This is a genomic window from Vibrio sp. TH_r3, from assembly GCF_033101115.1.
In the GTDB taxonomy this organism is placed as follows: domain Bacteria; phylum Pseudomonadota; class Gammaproteobacteria; order Enterobacterales; family Vibrionaceae; genus Vibrio.
In genome coordinates, this window is sequence record NZ_JAWMPW010000002.1 from 135762 (window position 1) to 155533 (window position 19772).

17 protein-coding genes are annotated in these 19772 nt (G+C 37.9%); 11 read left to right on the plus strand and 6 right to left on the minus strand.

Features of this window, described 5'->3' with window-relative positions; all coding sequences use genetic code 11:
- Nucleotides 1-130: 130 nt before the first annotated feature.
- The 4 genes from R3X26_RS03095 to R3X26_RS03110 all read left to right on the plus strand — a co-directional run bounded on the left by R3X26_RS03095 (nucleotide 131) and on the right by R3X26_RS03110 (nucleotide 5064).
- Nucleotides 131-1642: an ATP-binding protein gene (locus R3X26_RS03095; protein ID WP_317715664.1), complete on the plus strand. Its 1512-nt coding sequence runs from the start codon at nucleotides 131-133 to the stop codon at nucleotides 1640-1642.
- Nucleotides 1643-1657: 15 nt separating this feature from the next.
- The gene (locus tag R3X26_RS03100) at nucleotides 1658-2341 is read left to right on the plus strand and encodes a response regulator (protein WP_317715665.1); all 684 of its coding nucleotides are present in this window, start codon (nucleotides 1658-1660) and stop codon (nucleotides 2339-2341) included.
- A 155-nt stretch (nucleotides 2342-2496) separates the two neighbouring features.
- A complete protein-coding gene (locus R3X26_RS03105) occupies nucleotides 2497-4110 on the plus strand; it encodes a DUF1566 domain-containing protein (RefSeq protein ID WP_317715666.1) in 1614 nt (537 codons plus the stop codon).
- Nucleotides 4111-4344: 234 nt separating this feature from the next.
- Nucleotides 4345-5064: a UTRA domain-containing protein gene (locus R3X26_RS03110; protein ID WP_317715667.1), complete on the plus strand. Its 720-nt coding sequence runs from the start codon at nucleotides 4345-4347 to the stop codon at nucleotides 5062-5064.
- 169 nt (nucleotides 5065-5233) lie between these two features.
- Here R3X26_RS03110 and R3X26_RS03115 read toward each other — a convergent pair whose 3' ends face one another.
- Nucleotides 5234-5494: a DUF333 domain-containing protein gene (locus tag R3X26_RS03115; RefSeq protein ID WP_317715668.1), complete on the minus strand. Its 261-nt coding sequence runs from the start codon at nucleotides 5492-5494 to the stop codon at nucleotides 5234-5236.
- 200 nt (nucleotides 5495-5694) lie between these two features.
- Here R3X26_RS03115 and R3X26_RS03120 point away from each other — a divergent pair, with 200 nt between their 5' ends.
- Entirely contained in the window at nucleotides 5695-6213 is a 519-nt protein-coding gene (locus R3X26_RS03120) for an NUDIX hydrolase (protein ID WP_317715669.1), read from the plus strand.
- Between the two features lie 231 nt (nucleotides 6214-6444).
- Nucleotides 6445-6645 (plus strand): hypothetical protein, encoded by a 201-nt coding sequence (locus tag R3X26_RS03125; RefSeq protein ID WP_317715670.1) that lies wholly within the window; start codon nucleotides 6445-6447, stop codon nucleotides 6643-6645.
- A gap of 182 nt (nucleotides 6646-6827) precedes the next feature.
- Here the strand turns inward: R3X26_RS03125 and R3X26_RS03130 are convergent, their stop codons facing one another.
- The 3 genes from R3X26_RS03130 to R3X26_RS03140 all read right to left on the minus strand — a co-directional run bounded on the left by R3X26_RS03130 (nucleotide 6828) and on the right by R3X26_RS03140 (nucleotide 11586).
- The gene (locus R3X26_RS03130; protein WP_317715671.1) at nucleotides 6828-7499 is read right to left on the minus strand and encodes a helix-turn-helix domain-containing protein; all 672 of its coding nucleotides are present in this window, start codon (nucleotides 7497-7499) and stop codon (nucleotides 6828-6830) included.
- Between the two features lie 429 nt (nucleotides 7500-7928).
- Nucleotides 7929-9494, minus strand: a complete 1566-nt coding sequence (locus R3X26_RS03135; RefSeq protein ID WP_317715672.1) for a cyclic diguanylate phosphodiesterase — start codon at nucleotides 9492-9494, stop codon at nucleotides 7929-7931.
- Nucleotides 9495-9894: 400 nt separating this feature from the next.
- Complete coding sequence (locus tag R3X26_RS03140; protein WP_317715673.1) at nucleotides 9895-11586, minus strand: NAD-dependent malic enzyme; 1692 nt, start codon at nucleotides 11584-11586, stop codon at nucleotides 9895-9897.
- Between the two features lie 297 nt (nucleotides 11587-11883).
- On the opposite strand from R3X26_RS03140, the gene R3X26_RS03145 reads away from it, so the two are divergent.
- The 4 genes from R3X26_RS03145 to R3X26_RS03160 all read left to right on the plus strand — a co-directional run bounded on the left by R3X26_RS03145 (nucleotide 11884) and on the right by R3X26_RS03160 (nucleotide 15305).
- Entirely contained in the window at nucleotides 11884-13341 is a 1458-nt protein-coding gene (locus R3X26_RS03145; RefSeq protein ID WP_317715674.1) for a protein adenylyltransferase SelO, read from the plus strand.
- A 78-nt stretch (nucleotides 13342-13419) separates the two neighbouring features.
- Nucleotides 13420-14337, plus strand: a complete 918-nt coding sequence (locus R3X26_RS03150; protein ID WP_317715676.1) for a M14 family metallocarboxypeptidase — start codon at nucleotides 13420-13422, stop codon at nucleotides 14335-14337.
- A gap of 5 nt (nucleotides 14338-14342) precedes the next feature.
- Complete coding sequence (locus R3X26_RS03155) at nucleotides 14343-14798, plus strand: GNAT family N-acetyltransferase (protein ID WP_317715677.1); 456 nt, start codon at nucleotides 14343-14345, stop codon at nucleotides 14796-14798.
- Nucleotides 14799-14816: 18 nt separating this feature from the next.
- The gene (locus R3X26_RS03160; protein WP_317715678.1) at nucleotides 14817-15305 is read left to right on the plus strand and encodes an HAD family hydrolase; all 489 of its coding nucleotides are present in this window, start codon (nucleotides 14817-14819) and stop codon (nucleotides 15303-15305) included.
- 100 nt (nucleotides 15306-15405) lie between these two features.
- Here R3X26_RS03160 and R3X26_RS03165 read toward each other — a convergent pair whose 3' ends face one another.
- Both R3X26_RS03165 and R3X26_RS03170 read right to left on the minus strand, forming a co-directional pair.
- Nucleotides 15406-15801, minus strand: a complete 396-nt coding sequence (locus R3X26_RS03165; RefSeq protein ID WP_317715680.1) for a VF530 family DNA-binding protein — start codon at nucleotides 15799-15801, stop codon at nucleotides 15406-15408.
- Between the two features lie 181 nt (nucleotides 15802-15982).
- Entirely contained in the window at nucleotides 15983-16873 is an 891-nt protein-coding gene (locus R3X26_RS03170) for an AraC family transcriptional regulator (protein ID WP_317715682.1), read from the minus strand.
- Nucleotides 16874-16987: 114 nt separating this feature from the next.
- Between R3X26_RS03170 and R3X26_RS03175 the strand changes: the two genes are divergently transcribed.
- Nucleotides 16988-19561 (plus strand): glycoside hydrolase family 3 protein, encoded by a 2574-nt coding sequence (locus R3X26_RS03175; RefSeq protein WP_317715684.1) that lies wholly within the window; start codon nucleotides 16988-16990, stop codon nucleotides 19559-19561.
- Nucleotides 19562-19772: the final 211 nt, after the last annotated feature.

Sequence of the window (19772 nt, forward strand, 5' to 3'; positions counted from 1 at the left end):
AGCACTTGATGCTGACTGGATGAATGATAGAAAATTATGGAGAAATCGTGAAGATTTCTCTTTATCCTTAGCAAAATAGCCTGCCGATCGTATACTCACTGGGTTCTAACATTTATAAGGTCGAGTAGATTTGTCTATTTTTACTAAACTGTTTGTTTCGATATTACTCGTCAGTGTAGTCATGCTCGCAAGCATGGTGTGGTTAATTAATTCTAGCTTTCAACAAGGATTGCAAAATTATTTAAATAGTGAGGAAGTGGATAAAGCGCAATTAATAGCCGAAAAAGTTAAGAATTACTATTCTCCCACCTTTGGTTGGCAACGACTCAACTCTGCACCGTATTTATGGGCGAGTATTTTGACTCAATTTGGTGAACCACCTCCGCCTAATAACAGACAATTAAGCCAATATCCTCCTCGACCAGAAAGCGGAAGTGCTATTGAACGCTACCGACCTGAACCTAAACCAAATTTTGAATTTTCAGAACAAGCGATGGTTAACTTGGAGCAGAAAGATTCCGTTTTAGTGCCTTTAAGTGTCAGAACTAATCTATTTGATGCCGATGGACGTTCACTTTTTGGTCTTGATGAAAACCTGCACTATGATCGGCAACGTTTTAAGCAAGTTAAAGTTGATATTATTGTGGATGACAAGTTGGTAGGTTGGATTACCGTGCTTCAAAGTAGAAGTATTTCGGGAAATTTAGCGGAAAGTTTCTTTCATGAGCAGACTAAATATACTGTCACAGTTGCGGTACTCGCCGTTTTCTTTTCCTTTATCATTGCTTTTTTCTTAGTAAGGCATTTTCTTAACCCACTGAAAGCACTACATGAAGGTGCTAAGGCTATCGAACAGGGCAACTTAGATGTTTATATTGAATCTAAAAGTTCAGATGAACTGGCGGCGCTGACAACGGCATTTAATCAGCTAGCGATGTCGTTAAAAAAACAGCAAATAGATAGGCAGCAGTGGTTATCTGATATTTCTCATGAACTAAGGACGCCAATCGCAGTATTACGTAGTGAAATTGAAGCGATACAAGATGGTATTCGTAAGCCCGAACCTAAACGGATAACATCGTTACATCAACAGACGATGACATTAGGTAAACTAGTAAATGACTTGTATGAGTTGTCCCTTTCTGACTCTGGTGTGAATTTTGATCTAAAACCCATCGATAATATTGCTGAAATATTAAATGAGGTGATTAATCAAAATGAACTTAGGTGTAAACATAATAGGCTAACAATGGATTTGCGTTGTAACGTAAGTAGTAAGGTTTCACTGATTGGTGATAGCCAATCCCTTAAACAGTTATTCTTGAATATAGTGGAAAATAGCATCAGATATACCGACGCTCCCGGCAATATCGATGTTATTGTTGAGCAAGATGAACAAAATATAAAAATAGTATTTGAAGATAGCTTACCGGGTGTTCCAGATGAATCGTTACCAAAATTGTTTGACCGATTATATCGAGTAGATAAGTCGAGAAGTCGATCGAGTGGAGGCTCAGGAATAGGGTTATCTATTTGTAACAATATCGTCAAAGCACATAACGGAACAATTCGAGCCAGTCACGGGCCAAGAGGTGGGGTGAGAATAGACATAACGTTACCAACAACAAACAATTATTCATGATGGAAAGTGGTAAAAATGCAAAGCAGTAAAGAAATTTTAGTTGTTGAAGATGAGCTAACATTAGCCAACGTGCTATGTGAATATATAAATCATTCTGGAATGATTTCTCATCACATTGATAATGGAGGCGAGGTCATAGATTGGGTAAAACGTCATCATCCTGATCTTATTATTTTAGATTTAATGTTACCAATCCGTGACGGATTAGATATTTATCGCGAACTGAGAACTTTCTCTAATGTCCCCGTTATTATGGCAACAGCACGAGTAGATGAAATCGACCGTTTATTAGGATTAGAATTAGGCGCAGATGATTATATTTGCAAACCTTATAGTCCTAGAGAGGTCATTGCCAGAATCAAAAACGTGTTGAGGCGTGCCAATGGATCATTGCAACGTGAAACGGAAGCTAAGTTAACGATTGATGTAGAAAAAATGAAAGTAAAACTGAATGGTTGTGAACTGTGTTTAACGCCAGCTGAATTTAAATTACTTAATTTTCTTTTTCAGCGTGAAGGACAAATATTTAGTCGAGAACAACTTATGGACCGTATATATGATGATGGTAGAGTTGTTACCGATAGAACCATTGATAGCCATATAAAGAACTTACGCAAGAAAATGGTAGAGATAGATAAGGAATGTGACTATATAAAGTCTATTTATAGTATCGGTTATAAATTTGAGTGTAATCATTAACTATCTGTAAGCAATTAGTTCGAAATTACTTATTTACTTGGTGAGTTGGTCTGAACAATCTAATTTTCCGTGTTTAACTTCATTATTGCTCCACATTTTCTACTCTATTTTTTTTTATACTCCGCTCATATATACCAGTCTTAGCGAGAGTTAAAATGACAAATAAAGTAGTGTGGTTCAAGGTTAATTTAAGTATCGTGATATTGGCAATTGGCACGCTACCTGTTGATGTTGTTGCGAAACCTTTGAATGATGTAGAGCCTGGCATAAATAAGCCAGTGGTAGATTTGACGTATCCTATTGTCGATACTAATCAAAGCCGCTGTTTTTCTATTGCAGAACCGTTAGAGAAATGCCCTGCTCAAGGTGAAAACAATGTCGGCCAAGATGGTCAATACCAAGGTTTTGTTGCTAGTTATACCGACAACCAAGATGGGACGGTAACAGATAATAATACCCGTTTAATTTGGTCTCAGACGGTAGATATAAATAGCGATGGTAAAATTAATATCGCCGATAAATTAAGTTACCAAGAGGCGCAAGCCTACGTAATGCAGCTTAACTTAGCGGGATATAGTGATTGGCGACTGCCAACTATAAAAGAGCTCTATTCATTAATATTATTTGATGGAGAAGACCCGAGTGGATTAAATACTCAAAGTAGCGTGTCTATTATTCCGTTTATTGATCAATCTGTGTTTGGTTTCAATTCTGGCGATACACAGTCAGGTGAGCGTTTAATTGATTCACAGTATGTTACTAGTACGAAATATGTTTCGACTACTATGAATGGAGATGACACGGTATTTGGTGTTAATTTTATTGACGGTAGAATAAAAGGTTATGGTCTAAAAAGCAGAGACGGTGGAGCAAAAAAATTTTACGTATTAGCCGTTCGAAGTAATATTGATTATGGCATTAATGATTTTATTGATAATGGCGACCAAACAGTTTCGGATAATGCAACAGGGTTAATTTGGCAAAAAAGCGATAGTGGAATGGCCATGAACTGGCCTGTTGCGCTTTCATATTGTGAAAACTTAACGTTAGCAAATAGAACCGATTGGCGTTTGCCTAATGTAAAAGAATTGCAGTCTATCGTCGATTATTCTCGATCACCTGATACGACAAATAGCCCTTCAATCAATTCAATTTTTGATTCTAGCTCAATTCTAAATGAAAATGACCAACTTGATTATGCCAATTACTGGTCAAGTACCACTCATAAGAATTTAAAAAATGGTAGAAACGCTGCGTATATTGCGTTTGGTCGGTCATTAGGTTTTATGCAAGATCATTGGATAGATGTTCATGGCGCGGGCTCTCAGCGAAGTGACCCTAAAGTGGGCAACCCATCTCAATACCCTACCGGTCATGGACCGCAAGGTGATGCAATACGAATCAATAACTACGTACGTTGTGTCACTGGGGGACAAGCGACTTTTGTTCAATCACCGAAATTCATTCAACGTAAAGGTAAAGTTTTTTCTTCTATTCAGATGGAAGGCAATGGTCCTCATATTAACAAGGAAAGCCCCCACACCAGTAGTAGGCTACCTAGTATGGGGATGAGCAAGCTATCGCAGGGTTCTCGACCTAATAGAGCAATGAAACCTGATGATTTGTTCGCCTCTATGGATACCAATAATGATGGTTACTTATCACAACAGGAGCTAAAAGGGCCGCTGGCTAAAGATTTTACAAAGATAGATAGCAACAATGATGGGCTAATTAGCAAGGATGAGATACCCGAGCCTAAAAATAGATAAAATGACTCATGATCGATTCTCCTAAAAATCATGTAAGCAGATCAGATTATTACTGATGGAAAACAGGTTGTATATTAACAATTTATTGTATTGTACTATTTGACAATAGTAGGTTAGCTTTAACGGCCACTCTTGGTAGTCAGTCGCGCAATTTATGACAACGGGGCAACAGTGGCTAAATGATGCTAAGTAAATAATGTTCGGATAGGTAGATAATTGCTAGGTGGAAGCTAAGTGCAATACTTAAAAATTAAACAAACGATTGTTGATCAAATAGATTCTGGTCTGTTACTAGCAGGACAAAAATTACCAACAGAAAGAAAGTTTGCAGAATTGTTCTCAACGACACGAGTAACGCTTAGAGAAGCCTTATCTTTGCTAGAAGCGGAAGGTAAGATTTATCGTGAAGATCGGCGTGGTTGGTTTGTTTCACCACAACCCCTGCGTTACGATTTAGGAAAAATGGCGAGTTTTACCGAGATGACAATCGAACAAAATAGAACGCCTAATATACAGTTAATTTCAGCAAAAAAAGAGCTGGCAAGTCATCAAGCTTCTCTTTTATTACAGTTAAAACCGTTTAGCGATTGTTACTCAATTGAGCAATTGCACCTTGTTGAAAATAGACCGGTAGCCTTTGTCATTAATTATATTAAATCAGAGCTATTTTCTAATCTTCTTAGTTGCGATTTAACCACTTCGTTAGCCGATATATTGGTACATGATTATGCTGTTATTCAACATCAAAGCCAGTTTCGCGTTAGTTCTACTTCTTTATTTGGTAATATTGCGCAAGCCCTTAGAGCTACGCCTGGGACTTCAGCCACGCAAATTGAGCGTATTAATTACAATAAAGACCAGCAGATTATTAATTGCGCAATAGAATATTGGCGACATGATGCTATCTGCATAGAATCTCAGGTTATGCGTAATGATAGTAAAAATTATAACTAGATAAGTAGGTATAGCCAAAGTGCCGAATGTCGTTTTTCAGAGAGGGTAAGCGACAATAGCAATAATGTAGTGACGATGCCCTAATAAGAGAGTTTTCTATCTATTAGGGCATGTTAATGTGAAAATTAACTATTAAATTGATTAGCTAATTTATCAAATTGAAGGCATTTTATTGTTTTTGTTCTCTATCATGGCGTCCTTCATAGTATTCCCACTGTTCGTGCTTTTCATCTTCAGACAACACACAGTACATAACACGAGCATCATTTTCATTGAAAGCCATTAATTCTCCTTTTTGCTGAACACAATAAACAGACGCAGGATTAGAAATTTGATCGTAACTTTCTACATCGTATTCGTCCGTTTGACTTGAACAAGCTGTAAGGGTTAAAAGTGCGGTAAAACTAACTGACCAACCGAGTTTATTCATCTGTTTTTTTCTCCAAAAAATGGCTAAATTTGAATTTAATCTTTTTCGTTCTGTAAGTGTAGAGGAATTTTACGGAAATTTGTTGTTTAAACAATATATTGCCGAAAAAACCAGATATAACGTTAGTTGATATAAACAAACTAGATGAATGTGTTAGCATACCAACCCCAAAAGTCTTTCACTACTGAAAACAATTATATATGAGACATATCCATACTCAAATTGACCCTGAAATAGACCGCATAGAAGATAAAATAATATACAAGCGCCGTAGTGCCAGAGCGATTGTGCTTGATGGCGATAATATACTAATGTTGTATACAAAAAGGTACCATGATTACACAATACCGGGTGGAGGTCTGGATGAGGGCGAAGATGTTATCACTGGGCTGGTGAGAGAACTTAAAGAAGAAACTGGAGCGACCAATATTCATAATATAAAGCCTTACGGTATTTATGAGGAGTATCGCTCTTGGCATAAAGATGATGCCGATGTGATGCATCAAATTTCGTATTGTTATACATGTAAAATAAATCAGAAATTAGGGCAAACCGCGCTTGAGGAACATGAGGTTAATAATGGTATGAAGCCGGTTTGGCTTAATATTCATCAAGCAATAGCTCATAATGAACAGACGATGCTGAATAATCCAAATAAAGGATTGAGTATCGAGAGAGAAACATTTTTATTAAAGTTGATCGTTAAAGAGTTGTTGTAACTTATTTATTTGATGAATGAATGACAATAATTTCTTATCGTCATCACAGAACCTTGACCATTTACATACCTTTACAGAGAATTCTTGACAGAAGATCGCAAAAAACTTGCACTAAATTGGCAAAGAGGCAGAGACTGTATCAGTATAATTATTGAACAATCTGACTAATTATTGTTTCTAATATTTAACCAAGTAATGAATTCAGATTAATTAATTATTATGAGGTCAGATATGAAAAAATTATTTATAACTATAACTGTAGTAATACTAAGCGTTTTTGCTTTAGTCTTTAGCCTTTTATTCGCTATACCATTAACGTTCTTAGCCCTTATTAGTGGAAAAAAGATAAAAGATAATCTTGATCCAGAGTACGTTGACAATAGAAAGTATGTTTTTATTGAAGGAGAGTTCCATGATATTTCGGAAAAATAATAGATTCTGAGGTTGTTACTCATTAAATTATAGATTAATGACGGGTAGTTAAAACGTGCGTTATTTCTTTGCCTTCAAAATGATACAAATAAACCATCCTATTTGTATCATCAAATTTGACATCTGTTGATCGTCACATGACTTCATTACTATTTTCGTTACGACTCAATTGTTATATTTTATCAATCTATAGTGGTACTCATCTCTGCCACCTTTTTTCCTACTATTTCTAGTTCTTCTTCAGCAACGTTCAGCAGTGAATTATTGAATAAAATTGCGATTTTTTTACCAGGAAGTCGCTGCAAATGATTCATAGAAAGTAAACCGTCTATATTAATGAGATAAGTCCCGTTAATTGCCTGTTTAGATAACGTATCGATTAGCGAAATATAATTGTTCTCTTTAATGGCAAACAAATAATCATAATCAAAGTCAACGAGTAATTCCGAGTCGAAAATTGTTGGTCTTTTGTTCGTTAATTGACCATTCTTAAGGTCAAACGTTTTTATTATAGGAACGTTTTTTCTGTCAGCTATTAACTTTTCTTCGGGAGTATCGTTCACGTGATAAGGTTGTGAAGTTTCTGCAATACCCAACGCACTATTTCCTTCATTTGAGCTCTGGTAGCCCAAACAAATATCTTTCATCGGAATATCCAATGCCAGATGAATTCTTAGCATGAGTTCGTAAGACGTTCTGTTTTTCATATTCCATGTACTGAATGTCGATCTTGGTATTCCTGTTAGTTCAGAAAGTTCATGTAAGTTTTTACAACCCAGTAATATTTTTAGGTTGTTAGTAAATTCATGGCCTTTTAAAAATGTATAGTTCGGGATTTTATTAGTATCGCCCATACGGTTTGACTTATTTTTCTGGATAAATGTCTCAAATGAGATTTAATATTGCCGAATGACTATTTAATCTCTTGTTTTGTTTTCATTTGAGACTTATTATCTCGTTGGTTAAACGGTTGATATCGAGCTGCAACTCAATCAACCACAAAAATGACTTTAACTAAAAATAATACCACCTTGCGTCACAAGCAAATAGCACAAGTTATTAGATTTGTTGTTTCTTGGGTTAATACCTGATTTTTTAGGGTATTAATGTAGTTAAGTAGACAAGACTATTGATAAGTTATTTGAGACGTGCTTTGACAAAGAGTAAAAACTTGACATAGTTCGGTAGACTATTTATTCCGCATATTATTAAACCATAATGCTTTAGTAGAGAAGAACTCTGTTTCTTCTCTTTTTTTTTATAATTTGAATTAACGCAGTAATTCAGAGAGGCTGTTTTTGTAAATATTGAGTAAACTCAGTACTGGGAAGAGGTTTTGAAAAATAAAAACCTTGAACGTACTCAAACCCGAGATTGTTAAGTATCTCTAATTGAGATGATTCTTCCACGCCTTCAACTATCGCCGTCATGTTAAGCTGCTCTGAAAGTGTTTTCATGGACTTTAATAATGCCGTAATAGTGGAATCATTACTCAGGTTTTTGACGAAAACACGGTCTATTTTTACATAATCAAAAGCAAATTGACGAATGAAATTTAATCCCGAATAACCAGTCCCAAAATCATCGACAGCGAACTTGAAACCTAAATTAGATAATATTTCCAACTGCGTTTTCAGTAATTTTAGTTCGTCAAACGTAAAGTTGTTATCTTCTGTTATTTCAAATACGATTTTGTTCGCTAAAGTCGGTTCTACGGTTAAGATCTCTTGTACAAAAGTAACAAAAGAGGGTTTTAGAATAACGCTGCGGCTAATATTGATACTTATATAGAGTGGTTTCAACACAGTGTTATTGGAACGGATAAAGGAAACAACTTTACTTATCACTATTTTGGTTACATCTTCAATAAGGTTAAGCTTTTCCGCTAGAGGTATAAATATATTTGGTGATATAAAGCCTTGTTGAGGATCCTTCCATCGTAATAATGCTTCACAACCGACGGGTTTGCCCGTTGTATAACTGACAATTGGTTGATAATGAATTTCTAAATAATCATTCGTTATTGCCGAGCGTAACGAGTTTTCTAGACTGTTTTTATCGAGTAATTTTTGTTCTCTAAATACATAATAAATAGAAACTAAGCTGGCGAGAACGAAAAATATCCAGCTGTATCGCCAAAATTGTGTAACGTAATACATTGGAGTAGTACTTACCTCTAACTGCACAGGGTAGATGTCTGATTTGGCGGAATATCTTACTAAGTTATACGAGTAAACCCTATCTTGGATGCTTCGGGATATTATTCTTAATTTGTATTCAATATGATCATCAATAAACTGTTGATCAACATATCGGGTTAAATAGCGGGGAGGAATGAGCACACTGAGACCTTCGCCAACTTGGTTTGAAAATAGAAGGGTTACGCTACGTGATTTACTTAATTTTGCTTCTGTGTAACTGAGCGTGACATTTTGTGGGCTTTTTTGTAAACGAGCAATTATCGATTGATACAAGTAAAAAGAAGTCTCTCCATGATTACTCGTACAGAAAATCTTACCATTTTTATCGAAGATTCCAATCTCTTTAGCACGATTTGAATTAAAAACGCTTTTTCTTAAATTGGTTAGATTATCTTCACAAGGAAGAGTAATGTTTTCAGAGCTCAGCAGGTAAGATAACTGGTTTATTTCATTGGAAAATTCGTATTCGATCTGCTTCAGAATAGAGTGTGTTTTTGACGACACTAAATAATTAGAAAAAGGGATCAATACCAGCAACGATAACAACATAAATAGAAGAAAAATTTGTATTACACGAACCCCAATCCGATGTTTTCCGTAAGAAACAGCATTGGATGATATTGACTTAATTATATCTAAATGGGGCATTTATCTTTACTATTTTTGTTGAATTTCTTGTTAAGGTAACAGTAGACTAACTTGATCAGTAATGTCAATGAACATGTTATTTTTATTTAAAAAACATAAACTTGCATTTTGTTTTTTGGTTGAAAAAGAAAAAAACGCCTACCTTTCTACCTATTTAGTATTATGTCATCAAGCCGTTCTTAGCGTATTATGCTGCCAAAACTCTGACTTCATACCATAACTCATGGTTATTATTGTAATGCTTAATTATCATCAAAATCATTAATTACCAATATAACGATTAGTTATCATTAATTACTTTACATGCAGCTTGAGATGAATTTTGATTGGCAATTGTAACGATTGAAGTGAGATAAGGGTGGTGTCTATTTCACTCACCCTATAATGATTGTTAAGACGCTTAGAAAGAAGATCGTTTGTATGGGCGATAATTAGGCGTCCAGAAATTTTCTTGAATTTTCTGCCTAATTCTATCGTCTGTTCTTTGTGAGGCGACTCCTTGTTCCATTGCTTTTTTGGCTACAGCAAAGGCGATCTTAACCGATACTTCTCTAATATCTTCTAGCGGTGGGAGTAAAGGTCCTGAACCATTAATAGCAAGTGGAGAGCATTCTGCTAGAGCACGGCTAGAAGCCATGAGCATTTCATCTGTTACTCTACGTGCACGAGCAGCTAAAACACCTAGACCTATGCCAGGGAAAATATAACTATTGTTACATTGGGCAATTGGATACGTTTTTGTTCCTATAACCACAGGAGCAAATGGACTTCCTGTGGCTACCAATGCTTCACCATTGGTCCAACGTAGAATATCCTCTGGCAGCGCTTCTACGCGACTGGTTGGATTTGATAGAGGGAAAACGATTGGGCGCTTACAATGTTTATGCATTTCCTTGATAATGTCTTCACTAAATAATCCAGGTGCACCGGATACGCCAATTAGCACGGTAGGTTGTCCGTTTTTCATTACTTCTAATAAAGAAACGTCGTGACCTTTGGTGTCCCATTCATCTAGCACTGCGCGTTTTTGTACCAATTTTTTCTGGAAATCTAATAGATTGGGCATATCATCGGCTAACACGCCCCATCGGTCGACAAGAAAAACTTGGGAGCGAGCTTGTTCATCTGATATTCCTTCAGATACCATTTGTGCAATTATTGCTTCAGCAATACCGCAGCCTGCCGACCCAGCACCTAGAAAGGCAATTCGTTGTTTACTTAGTTCTGATTTAGCGGCTTTACATGCGGCTAATAATGATCCGACTGAAACCGCGGCGGTTCCTTGAATATCGTCATTAAAACAACATACTTCGTCTTTATAACGTTCTAGAAGTGGCATGGCATTTTTTTGTGCAAAATCTTCAAACTGAATCAGTGCTTCTGGCCAACGACTTTTTACTGCTTGAATAAAGTCGTCTACGAAAGCGTTGTATTCTTGTTTGCTCACGCGAGGGTGTCGCCATCCCATATACATCGGGTCAGATAATCGTTGCGGATTGTTTGTGCCTACATCAAGTACAACCGGAAGGCAGTAAGCAGGGCTTATGCCACCACAAGCGGTATATAACGAAAGTTTACCAATAGGGATGCCCATCCCACCTATCCCCTGATCGCCAAGACCAAGAATTCGCTCACCATCGGTGACCACAATGACTTTTACATTGTTACGCGACGCATTATTGAGCATATCTTCAATATGTTCACGGTTCGGATAAGAAATGATCAAACCGCGAGCACGTCGATAAATGTTGGAGAAATTTTCGCATGCCGCCCCAACTGTCGGAGTATAAATAATCGGCATCATTTCAGTAATGTGATTTTCTACTAAGCGATAAAAAAGCGTTTCATTGGTATCTTGGATATTGCGTAAATAAATATGCTTATCCATGTCGGATTCAAAACTTTGATATTGTTGATAAGCTCTATCGACTTGTTCTTCTATTGACTCGATGGCTTCTGGTAAGAGACCGTCTAGATTAAACAGTGCACGTTCTTCTTTGTTAAAAGCATTGCCCTTATTGAGTAATGGGGCTTCTAGCAATGCGCGACCGGCGTAGGGTATGTAGAGGGGACGTTGGCTTTTATTATTCATTTACAACTCTTATTGGCAGACTTGATTAGTGGAAATGACGCTTGTTAAGAAACGTTCATATTTTATTACATTTATGTAAAAAAGGTAATCAATTATCTAAGAATTAAATTGGGAGTATGCAATTTTTATGTTTTTTATTGTTGATACAAACTGATGGATATTATTGAGTGGTTTTGCTTTTTATCTATTTACTCATCGTTTTACTACGTCTAAACCATTTTGTATAAGTTGTTGTTGACGTTTGTAATTGTAAATTGGTCAATTTGCTTCATTATAGAGAGATAATGATTCGTATTTATGGAAAATATTGTGCAGTTAGAAAACAGTTATTATCAGTTGGGTCCAGATTTTTATCAACAAATCAGTCCTGAACCCGTTATTCAACCGCAGCTATTTTTGTGGAATGAAGCGTTAGCGAACGAATGGCAGATTGGCCCAGATATCAAGCAAAATGCGGCACAATATTTTTCTGGTAATGTGACTTTGGATGGTTCTATTCCACTTGCTCAAGCTTATGCTGGGCATCAATTTGGCGGGTTTAATCCGCAGCTTGGCGATGGTCGAGCTCATCTGTTAGGTGAACTTATTTTGCCAAATGGACGTAGAGTCGACCTTCAGTTAAAAGGGTCGGGAGCCACTCAGTTCTCTCGCCGTGGAGATGGACGATGTGCGTTTAAACCAGCGGTAAGAGAATACTTGATGAGTGAAGCTATGCACGCACTCGGTGTACCGACAACACGTACTCTTGCGGTTGTTACCACAGGAGAAACATTGTACCGCGGGCTGAGTGAACCGGGTGCGGTGGTCTCTCGTTTAGCACAAAGTCATATCAGAATAGGTACTTTTCAGTACTTTGCTGCACAAGGCGATAGTCAATCTTTATCGGCCCTTTTAGATTACGCTATTGCTCGACATTACCCTGAGATTGATCTAAATAATGAGCACCGGGCTCTATTATTTTTAGATGCCGTTATTGAACAACAGATAAATACCATCGTCCATTGGATGCGCGTTGGATTTATTCATGGTGTGATGAATACCGATAACATGACGATTTCGGGAGAAACGATTGATTATGGGCCTTGTGCAATGCTTGGTATTTATCATCCTGAAACAGTTTATAGCTCCATTGATGAAAATGGTCGCTACTGTTTTGCAAATCAACCTTCAATTATGCAATGGAATATGGCTCGATTAGCTGAATGTCTTATTCCATTGATAGGGGGAGATAAAGACACGGTGATCAAACAACTTGAGCAACGGATCGTAAATATAACTGAGCAATACCAGGCAGCCTATTATCAAATGATGCACAATAAATTAGGTTTGTTAACGTTAGGTCACAATGAGTTAGTAGACGAACTACTCGATTTGATGCAGTTAAATAAGTTAGATTATACGCAACAGTTTTATGAACTTACTCAAGTGGTAAGTACGGGGGATCCTTCGTTAACCCAATTGAAGCCTGAATGGCTCGATAAATGGTTAGCTATTGTGATGAAAGAGCAATTAATACAAGGTTCAGGCCTGGCAGAATCGTTGGCATTGATGCAAACAAATAACCCTGTGGTCATTCCGCGAAATCACCATGTGGAGCAAGTATTAGAACAGTGTGAACAAACTGGCAGTAATAATTCCGCTGTGGCTTTTTTAGAGGTATTGCGAAAGCCTTATGACCAACAACAAGCTACTGCTTTATACCAAGATTTACCTTTGGACCATGATAAAGGCTATCAGACTTTTTGTGGCACCTGATTGGTTAAACCAAACCAAGACTTGTTGTGATTATGCACATTACCTAGCGAAATAATTGACTAATATGAGAGTGAAACAATGAACGAATTTTATCCCATAGGGACGCAAGGTAAAAAATGGGGCGAAATAGAAAAAAAACAATGGCTAAATAAAATTAGGCCAATGAGAAGTTATCAAGATGAAGTCGTCACAAAAATCGTCGAATTAGCTGACTGTTTTCTGGTTGATCAATATGGATTGATTCAATACCAAAATAAATCTTATCCGCTTTATGTATTAAAAACACTTCAGTGGGATCCAAGTAAACCAACGGTACTCATTACCGGTGGAGTGCATGGCTACGAAACCAGTGGAGTTCAAGGCGCGTTGTTATTTGTCAAAGAACAATCTGAGCGTTATCAAACAGAATTCAATTTTTTAGTGGTGCCTTGTGTTAGTCCATGGGCATACGAAGTAATCAATAGGTGGAATGCGTTAGCCATTGATCCAAACCGCTCGTTTTATCCTGAGAGTCCTGCACCTGAAGCGGCGGCTCTCTTAAAGCTCGTTGAAAAGTACAATGATACTATTCTTGTTCATTTCGATTTACACGAAACTACCGATAGTGATGAAAGTGAATTTCGTCGAGCATTAGCCGCACGGGACGGTACCGATTACCTTCAAGGTGAAATTCCAGATGGTTTTTACACAGTTGCCGATTCAAATAATCCCCAAGCGGATTTCCAACAAGCGGTCATCCAATCAGTCAGTAAGGTTACTCACATTGCCGAGCCAGATGAAGACGGCAATATTATCGGTTCGACAGTGATGCAACATGGAGTTATTCATTACCCGATGAAGCAACTCGGTTTATGTGGGGGGATAACAAATAGTCGTTTTAGTACGACCACTGAAGTCTATCCTGATAGTGACGGTGTCACGAATGATGAATGTAATCGAGCTCAAGTTGCGGCTATTGTGGGTGGGTTGGACTTTATAATTAATCAAAGAGATTAGACACTATGTTGATTAAAATTGATGATTTAACTAGTGGCGATGTCGTGAGGTTATTGCAAGAACATATGAAAGATATGCTGGCGACCTCTCCTCCAGAAAGTGTACACGCTCTAGATGTTGGTGAATTGAAAGCCTCGCATATCACTTTTTTTAGTGGATGGGAGCAAGGTTTATTATTGGGCTGCATTGCTATTAAAATGTTAACGAGTCAGCATGCCGAAATCAAATCGATGCGAACGGTAACAAATGCTAGAAACAAGGGAGTAGGCTCCGCGTTATTGGAGCATGTGATAATGTTCGCACGAGAACAAGGCTATCAAACGTTAAGTCTAGAAACTGGATCGATGGCTTTTTTTAAACCGGCCAGAGAACTCTATAAAAAGTATGGATTTGAATACTGCCAACCTTTTGCAGATTATCGACTTGATCCTAATAGTCGATTTATGAGCAGAACGGTATAAGCAATTCGGAGCGATAACATGAAAATTGTGCTTTTCGATTGGGGCGATACTTTAATGATTGATAACCCCAACCAGACTGGCAAAATGCGTTTGTGGGATCAGGTCCAGGCCGTTTCTGGTGCTAAGCAGACATTGGCGTTACTAAGCCAAGATTATCGAATTGTTGTCGCGACAAATGCAGCCGATTCTTCGGTTGAAGACATTAAAATCGCGTTTGATCGCGTAGAGTTATCAGATTATATCGAGGGCTATTTGTGTAAAAATAATCTGGGAGTAGGTAAAGGTTCTAGTGAGTTTTTTCAAGCGATCTTACAGATATTATCTGTCAATGCGACGCAAGTTATAATGGTTGGCGATAGCTTAGATAATGATATTTTTCCTGCGCAACAACTCGGTATAGAGGCGATCTGGTTTAACCCGTCTGAAGAGTCTCATTCGAATGCAGTCACAGTAAAACAAATTAAACAACTGCCGGAATTGTGCCGTTTGCTTTATCGCATGGCCTAAGCGACTCTAGTTTGATAATTGAGTGTCAACGTTAATAAAAGCGTTGATACTCAATTAGATTCGGTAAATTTTATACAAAAAGACGGATAGTCAACTTATATTATCGGCGAAAATTTTTCTCACGTGCTTTTTTAGCTTTATAGTCTGAAGCGGCTTTTGCTTGAGAGTCTAAAATGGACTCGACAGTTAATTTCATCGGTTCTTTTGGTTTAATGTGCACCGGATAGGTTCGCATGCGTGGTGGAATTTCTCGCTCTGCTTCTGTTGGTTTTGGCATTCTTTTAAAGCGAGATAAATAAAACGCTTCAAGTTTTTCTCGTGCCCATTCTGATTTTCTTAAGTACTTTACAGTGCTTGCGACAGAAGGGTTAGTATGAAAGCAATTAAAACGCATGGCGGTATCCAATATATCCCAACCATAGAAATCAACTAGTTCCTTGACCATATCTTCAAGTTTTAAACCATGTAGTGGATTGTTTTGTTGTTCTTCTAACATCTGCTTGCCTTAATTCGGTTACGATTTATATCAATTGCTAAAGAGTTGGTTTTTACTGGTGTAGTTTGAATAGATTGTTCTACTTATACAATGTTTAATTTTGTTTGATCGTGCTTCTATTTGAATTAGCCGCCAGGTTAGCTAATGCTTCGCGTTGTTAAACTTGGATCATATTTGGTCATCAAACAATAAGTACAGGTTCAGACGTTTTGTCTTTACGATATTGACTTGGGTTTTGCCCAAACTGTGCTTTGAAACATTTTGAAAAATAATTGCTATCTGAGTAGCCAGCTTGGTCTGCTATTTGTTGAATAGTTAGTTCTGAATCAGAGACTAATTGTTGGTAAGCGTAATTGAGTCGTTTATCTTTGATATATTTATTTGGCGTGGTTTGTAAATACAAACGAAACAGTCTCTCTAATTGCCTAGTGCTCACATATGAGGCGTTGGCTATTTGCTCTGTGCGTAAATCGTCGCGTCGAAAATGTTCTTCCAAGTAAACTAATGCTCGGCTTAGTATCATAGTAGAGCTATTCATTTGAACATTATCACCTTGATAAAATCGAGCTAGCGTAATGACTAACTGCTGCAGTGTCGCGGTTAACATGGTTTCAAATCCTGTTTGACCATTGCTGTATTCGTCGTCAATGGTTTGGATAATGCGTTCTACTTCGGCGTACTGGTTTGAATGTAAGTTTAACTTTGCAGTGTAGTCAGCTTGTTGCCTTGCTAGCGGTTCGATAGTAAATAGCGCTTGATAGCCGGGTAATAATTTAAGGGATGAATTTTCAAAAAGAGGTAAGTGTGATTCAAACATTAGATTGATCAAAACCAACTCATCTACATTGGTAAAACCGTGCTCCACTTGACCATTAATGACAAACACATCTCCTTGAGAGAGAGGATAGCGGTGATCCGCAACCGTATGAGTAGCGGTACCTTTTACCACAATAAACAGCTCTGAAAAATCGTGGCAATGCGAAGGAAAATCTTGATAGTGCGTGCCATGAGTCAAAGCAAACTTGAGGTGTGGGTATTTTAAATGGGTTTCTAAGGTATAGATTAAACTCATGTCGTTTTATTCCTCTTTTATGTCGTTATATTAGCAGAATAATACTTGTTATGACGATATTATTGTCACATTCGAATGTATTGACTTATCGTCTCTGACTATTAGGAACCGCTTATGACATCGCCATTTATTACCCCATACTTTCTGGATTGGCCTAAAATTCAATCTGCAATTCCAACTGATGTGTCACAAGAAGAAGAAATTAAACGTATTGTTGGTTTAATGACCTTACAAGAGAAAGTGGGTCAAATGATTCAACCAGATATTCGAGGTATCTCTGTTGAAGAAGCTGCCGAGTATAAAATTGGCTCAATACTAAATGGTGGCGGTGGATGGCCGAATGAAGACAAACACGCGTCGGCTAAAGATTGGGCAAGTAAGTCAGATGAGTATTGGTTTGCAGTAGAAAGAGGCTTTGAAGGTAGGCCGTTTAGGATCCCGTTTATGTGGGCAACCGATGCTGTTCATGGGCATAATAATGTTTTTGGCGCGACAGTTTTCCCGCACAATATTGGCTTAGGATGCGCACGTGATCCAGAGCTTATAGAACAAATTGGACGAATAACGGCAATAGAAATTGCGGCGACAGGATTAGATTGGACGTTCGCACCAACAGTAGCAACACCAAGAGACTTACGTTGGGGCAGAGTGTATGAAGGCTATTCAGAAGATCCGGAAATAGTCTACAGTTATGCAGAAAAAATGGTTCAAGGTTTACAAGGTTCCGCTGAACAACTAAAAGATGACAAGCATGTTATCTCTAATGTGAAGCATTGGGTTGGCGATGGCGGCACTCTGATGGGAGTGGATCGCGGAGTGAATAACTACAGTGAGGATCTGCTAAGGAATATTCATGCTATGGGATATTTTAGTGGCTTAAATGCAGGTGCTCAAGTGGTGATGTCGTCTTTTAATAGTTGGGATGATGTGGCTAATTATGATTTGGATCCGGAAATTGAAGGTAAATACAATTATAAAATTCATGGCAGCAAATATCTGTTGACTGATGTTTTAAAAGAGAAAATGGGGTTCGATGGTTTAGTGGTAACCGATTGGCACGGCCATTCTGAAGTCAGCAAATGTACAGACGATGATGCCAGTTATGCTATCAATGCGGGTAACGATATATTAATGATTCCAGTACATAAGCATTGGTTAAAGGTGTATCACAAGACCATTGAAGATGTGAATGCTGGGGCCATCCCTTTAGCTAGGATAGATGATGCAGTATCACGTATTTTACGCGTTAAGATGCGGGCGGGTTTATGGGATAAACCGCAGCCAACACATCGTAGTTACGCTTGTAATCAAGCATTGCTCGGCGCTGAAGCGCATCGAGAAGTGGCTCGTGATGCTGTTAGAAAATCGTTGGTGTTATTGAAAAATAACAGTCGTGTTTTACCTCTTGGGAGAGAACAAAAAATTGTATTAACTGGTAGTGCGGCAGATGACCTACAAAAACAATCAGGTGGTTGGAACTTAACGTGGCAAGGCGATGAGAATACGTTAGCTGATTTTCCTGGTGCAACGACGGTTAAAATGGCCTTAGAAGAAGAACTTGGCCAAGATAAGATTATTTATGATCCTGACTTGCAATCTCCGGTTAGCTGTGGCGATATTGCTATTGTCGTTTTTGGTGAAGACCCATATGCGGAAATGATGGGGGATATAAAGGCATGGCAAACATTAGAGTTTGCCGCACTCAAAAGAAGCTATAAAGCAGACTTAGAAAAAATACGCCAACTGCATGCTGCGGGTGCAAAAGTCATTTCCATTTTCTATAGTGGGCGGCCATTGTATGTCAATGAAGAGATTTCTAAATCGGAAGCATTTATTGCTGGATTTTTACCAGGTAGCGAAGGTCGTGGCATCAGCGATTTGTTAATTGCTGATGAATCTGGTAAGCCGCGCTATGATTTTGTCGGACGGTTATCATTTAGCTGGCCGAATAAAAAGCGCAGTACCCGTGTACATCGAGTTCCCGCACATATTCCTGGTTACGTTGTTCCTGATAATGAACAAGATCCAACAGGGGAGCATAAGCCGTTATTTGAATATGGTTATGGCCTAAGCTATGGGGATGAATCGAATCTACGCTATTTAGATAATCTTCCATTGGATGACAACCAAGAGGGGCAAATTGCCGTTGCGGCACATCCTATTCATATGTTTGGTGTAGAGGCAACAGTTGGGGATTACCAGTTGAAAATTTCAGACTCATTGCATCCTATTGGTATTGATGTTTCTAGGAACAATAGTTTGCAATTGACCGATATTAGTACTTCTCCGTTTAATTACCAACAGCAACAAGACGCGGTAAAAGTAGAGTTTAAGGGCCGCATAGCTTGTCTCTATCTGCAAACTAGTGATGGAAGTTCTGAGGATCTGTCAGGTTATGATAATCATGCAGGACAGATTTGTTTTGATGTAAACGTTGAGAAAATGACGGATAAACCAGTTTATTTAGCATTACAGACCTTTATGGACAGAAATGAACTAAGTAGCGCTCCGCACATTGATATTACTTCGTTTTTACCCAGTGAAGGGGAGGGATTTACTACGGTATCTATTCCATGTGATCGGATATCAAGTCACGATGTCGATTTTCGTTATCTGGTGACTCCCTTTATGCTCTTTACTGAAGGGACGATGACCGCTGTTATTGCTAATATACGTTGGAATATTTAACTTTTGAAACGTTAGATTATTTCTGGGTATAGCGATTTATTTTTCGCCATAACGATAGCTAATAGTACGCTATTTAGTCAGTCGTTATGGTTTCAAGCCTGTTTAGTTGACGCAAAATAATAAAAGTTGTGCTTGTTATTTTTGGATGTTTTTGCAACATAAACATGGCAATTGGATTTTGTGGCAAAATTATTAATTTTGAGATTAATCG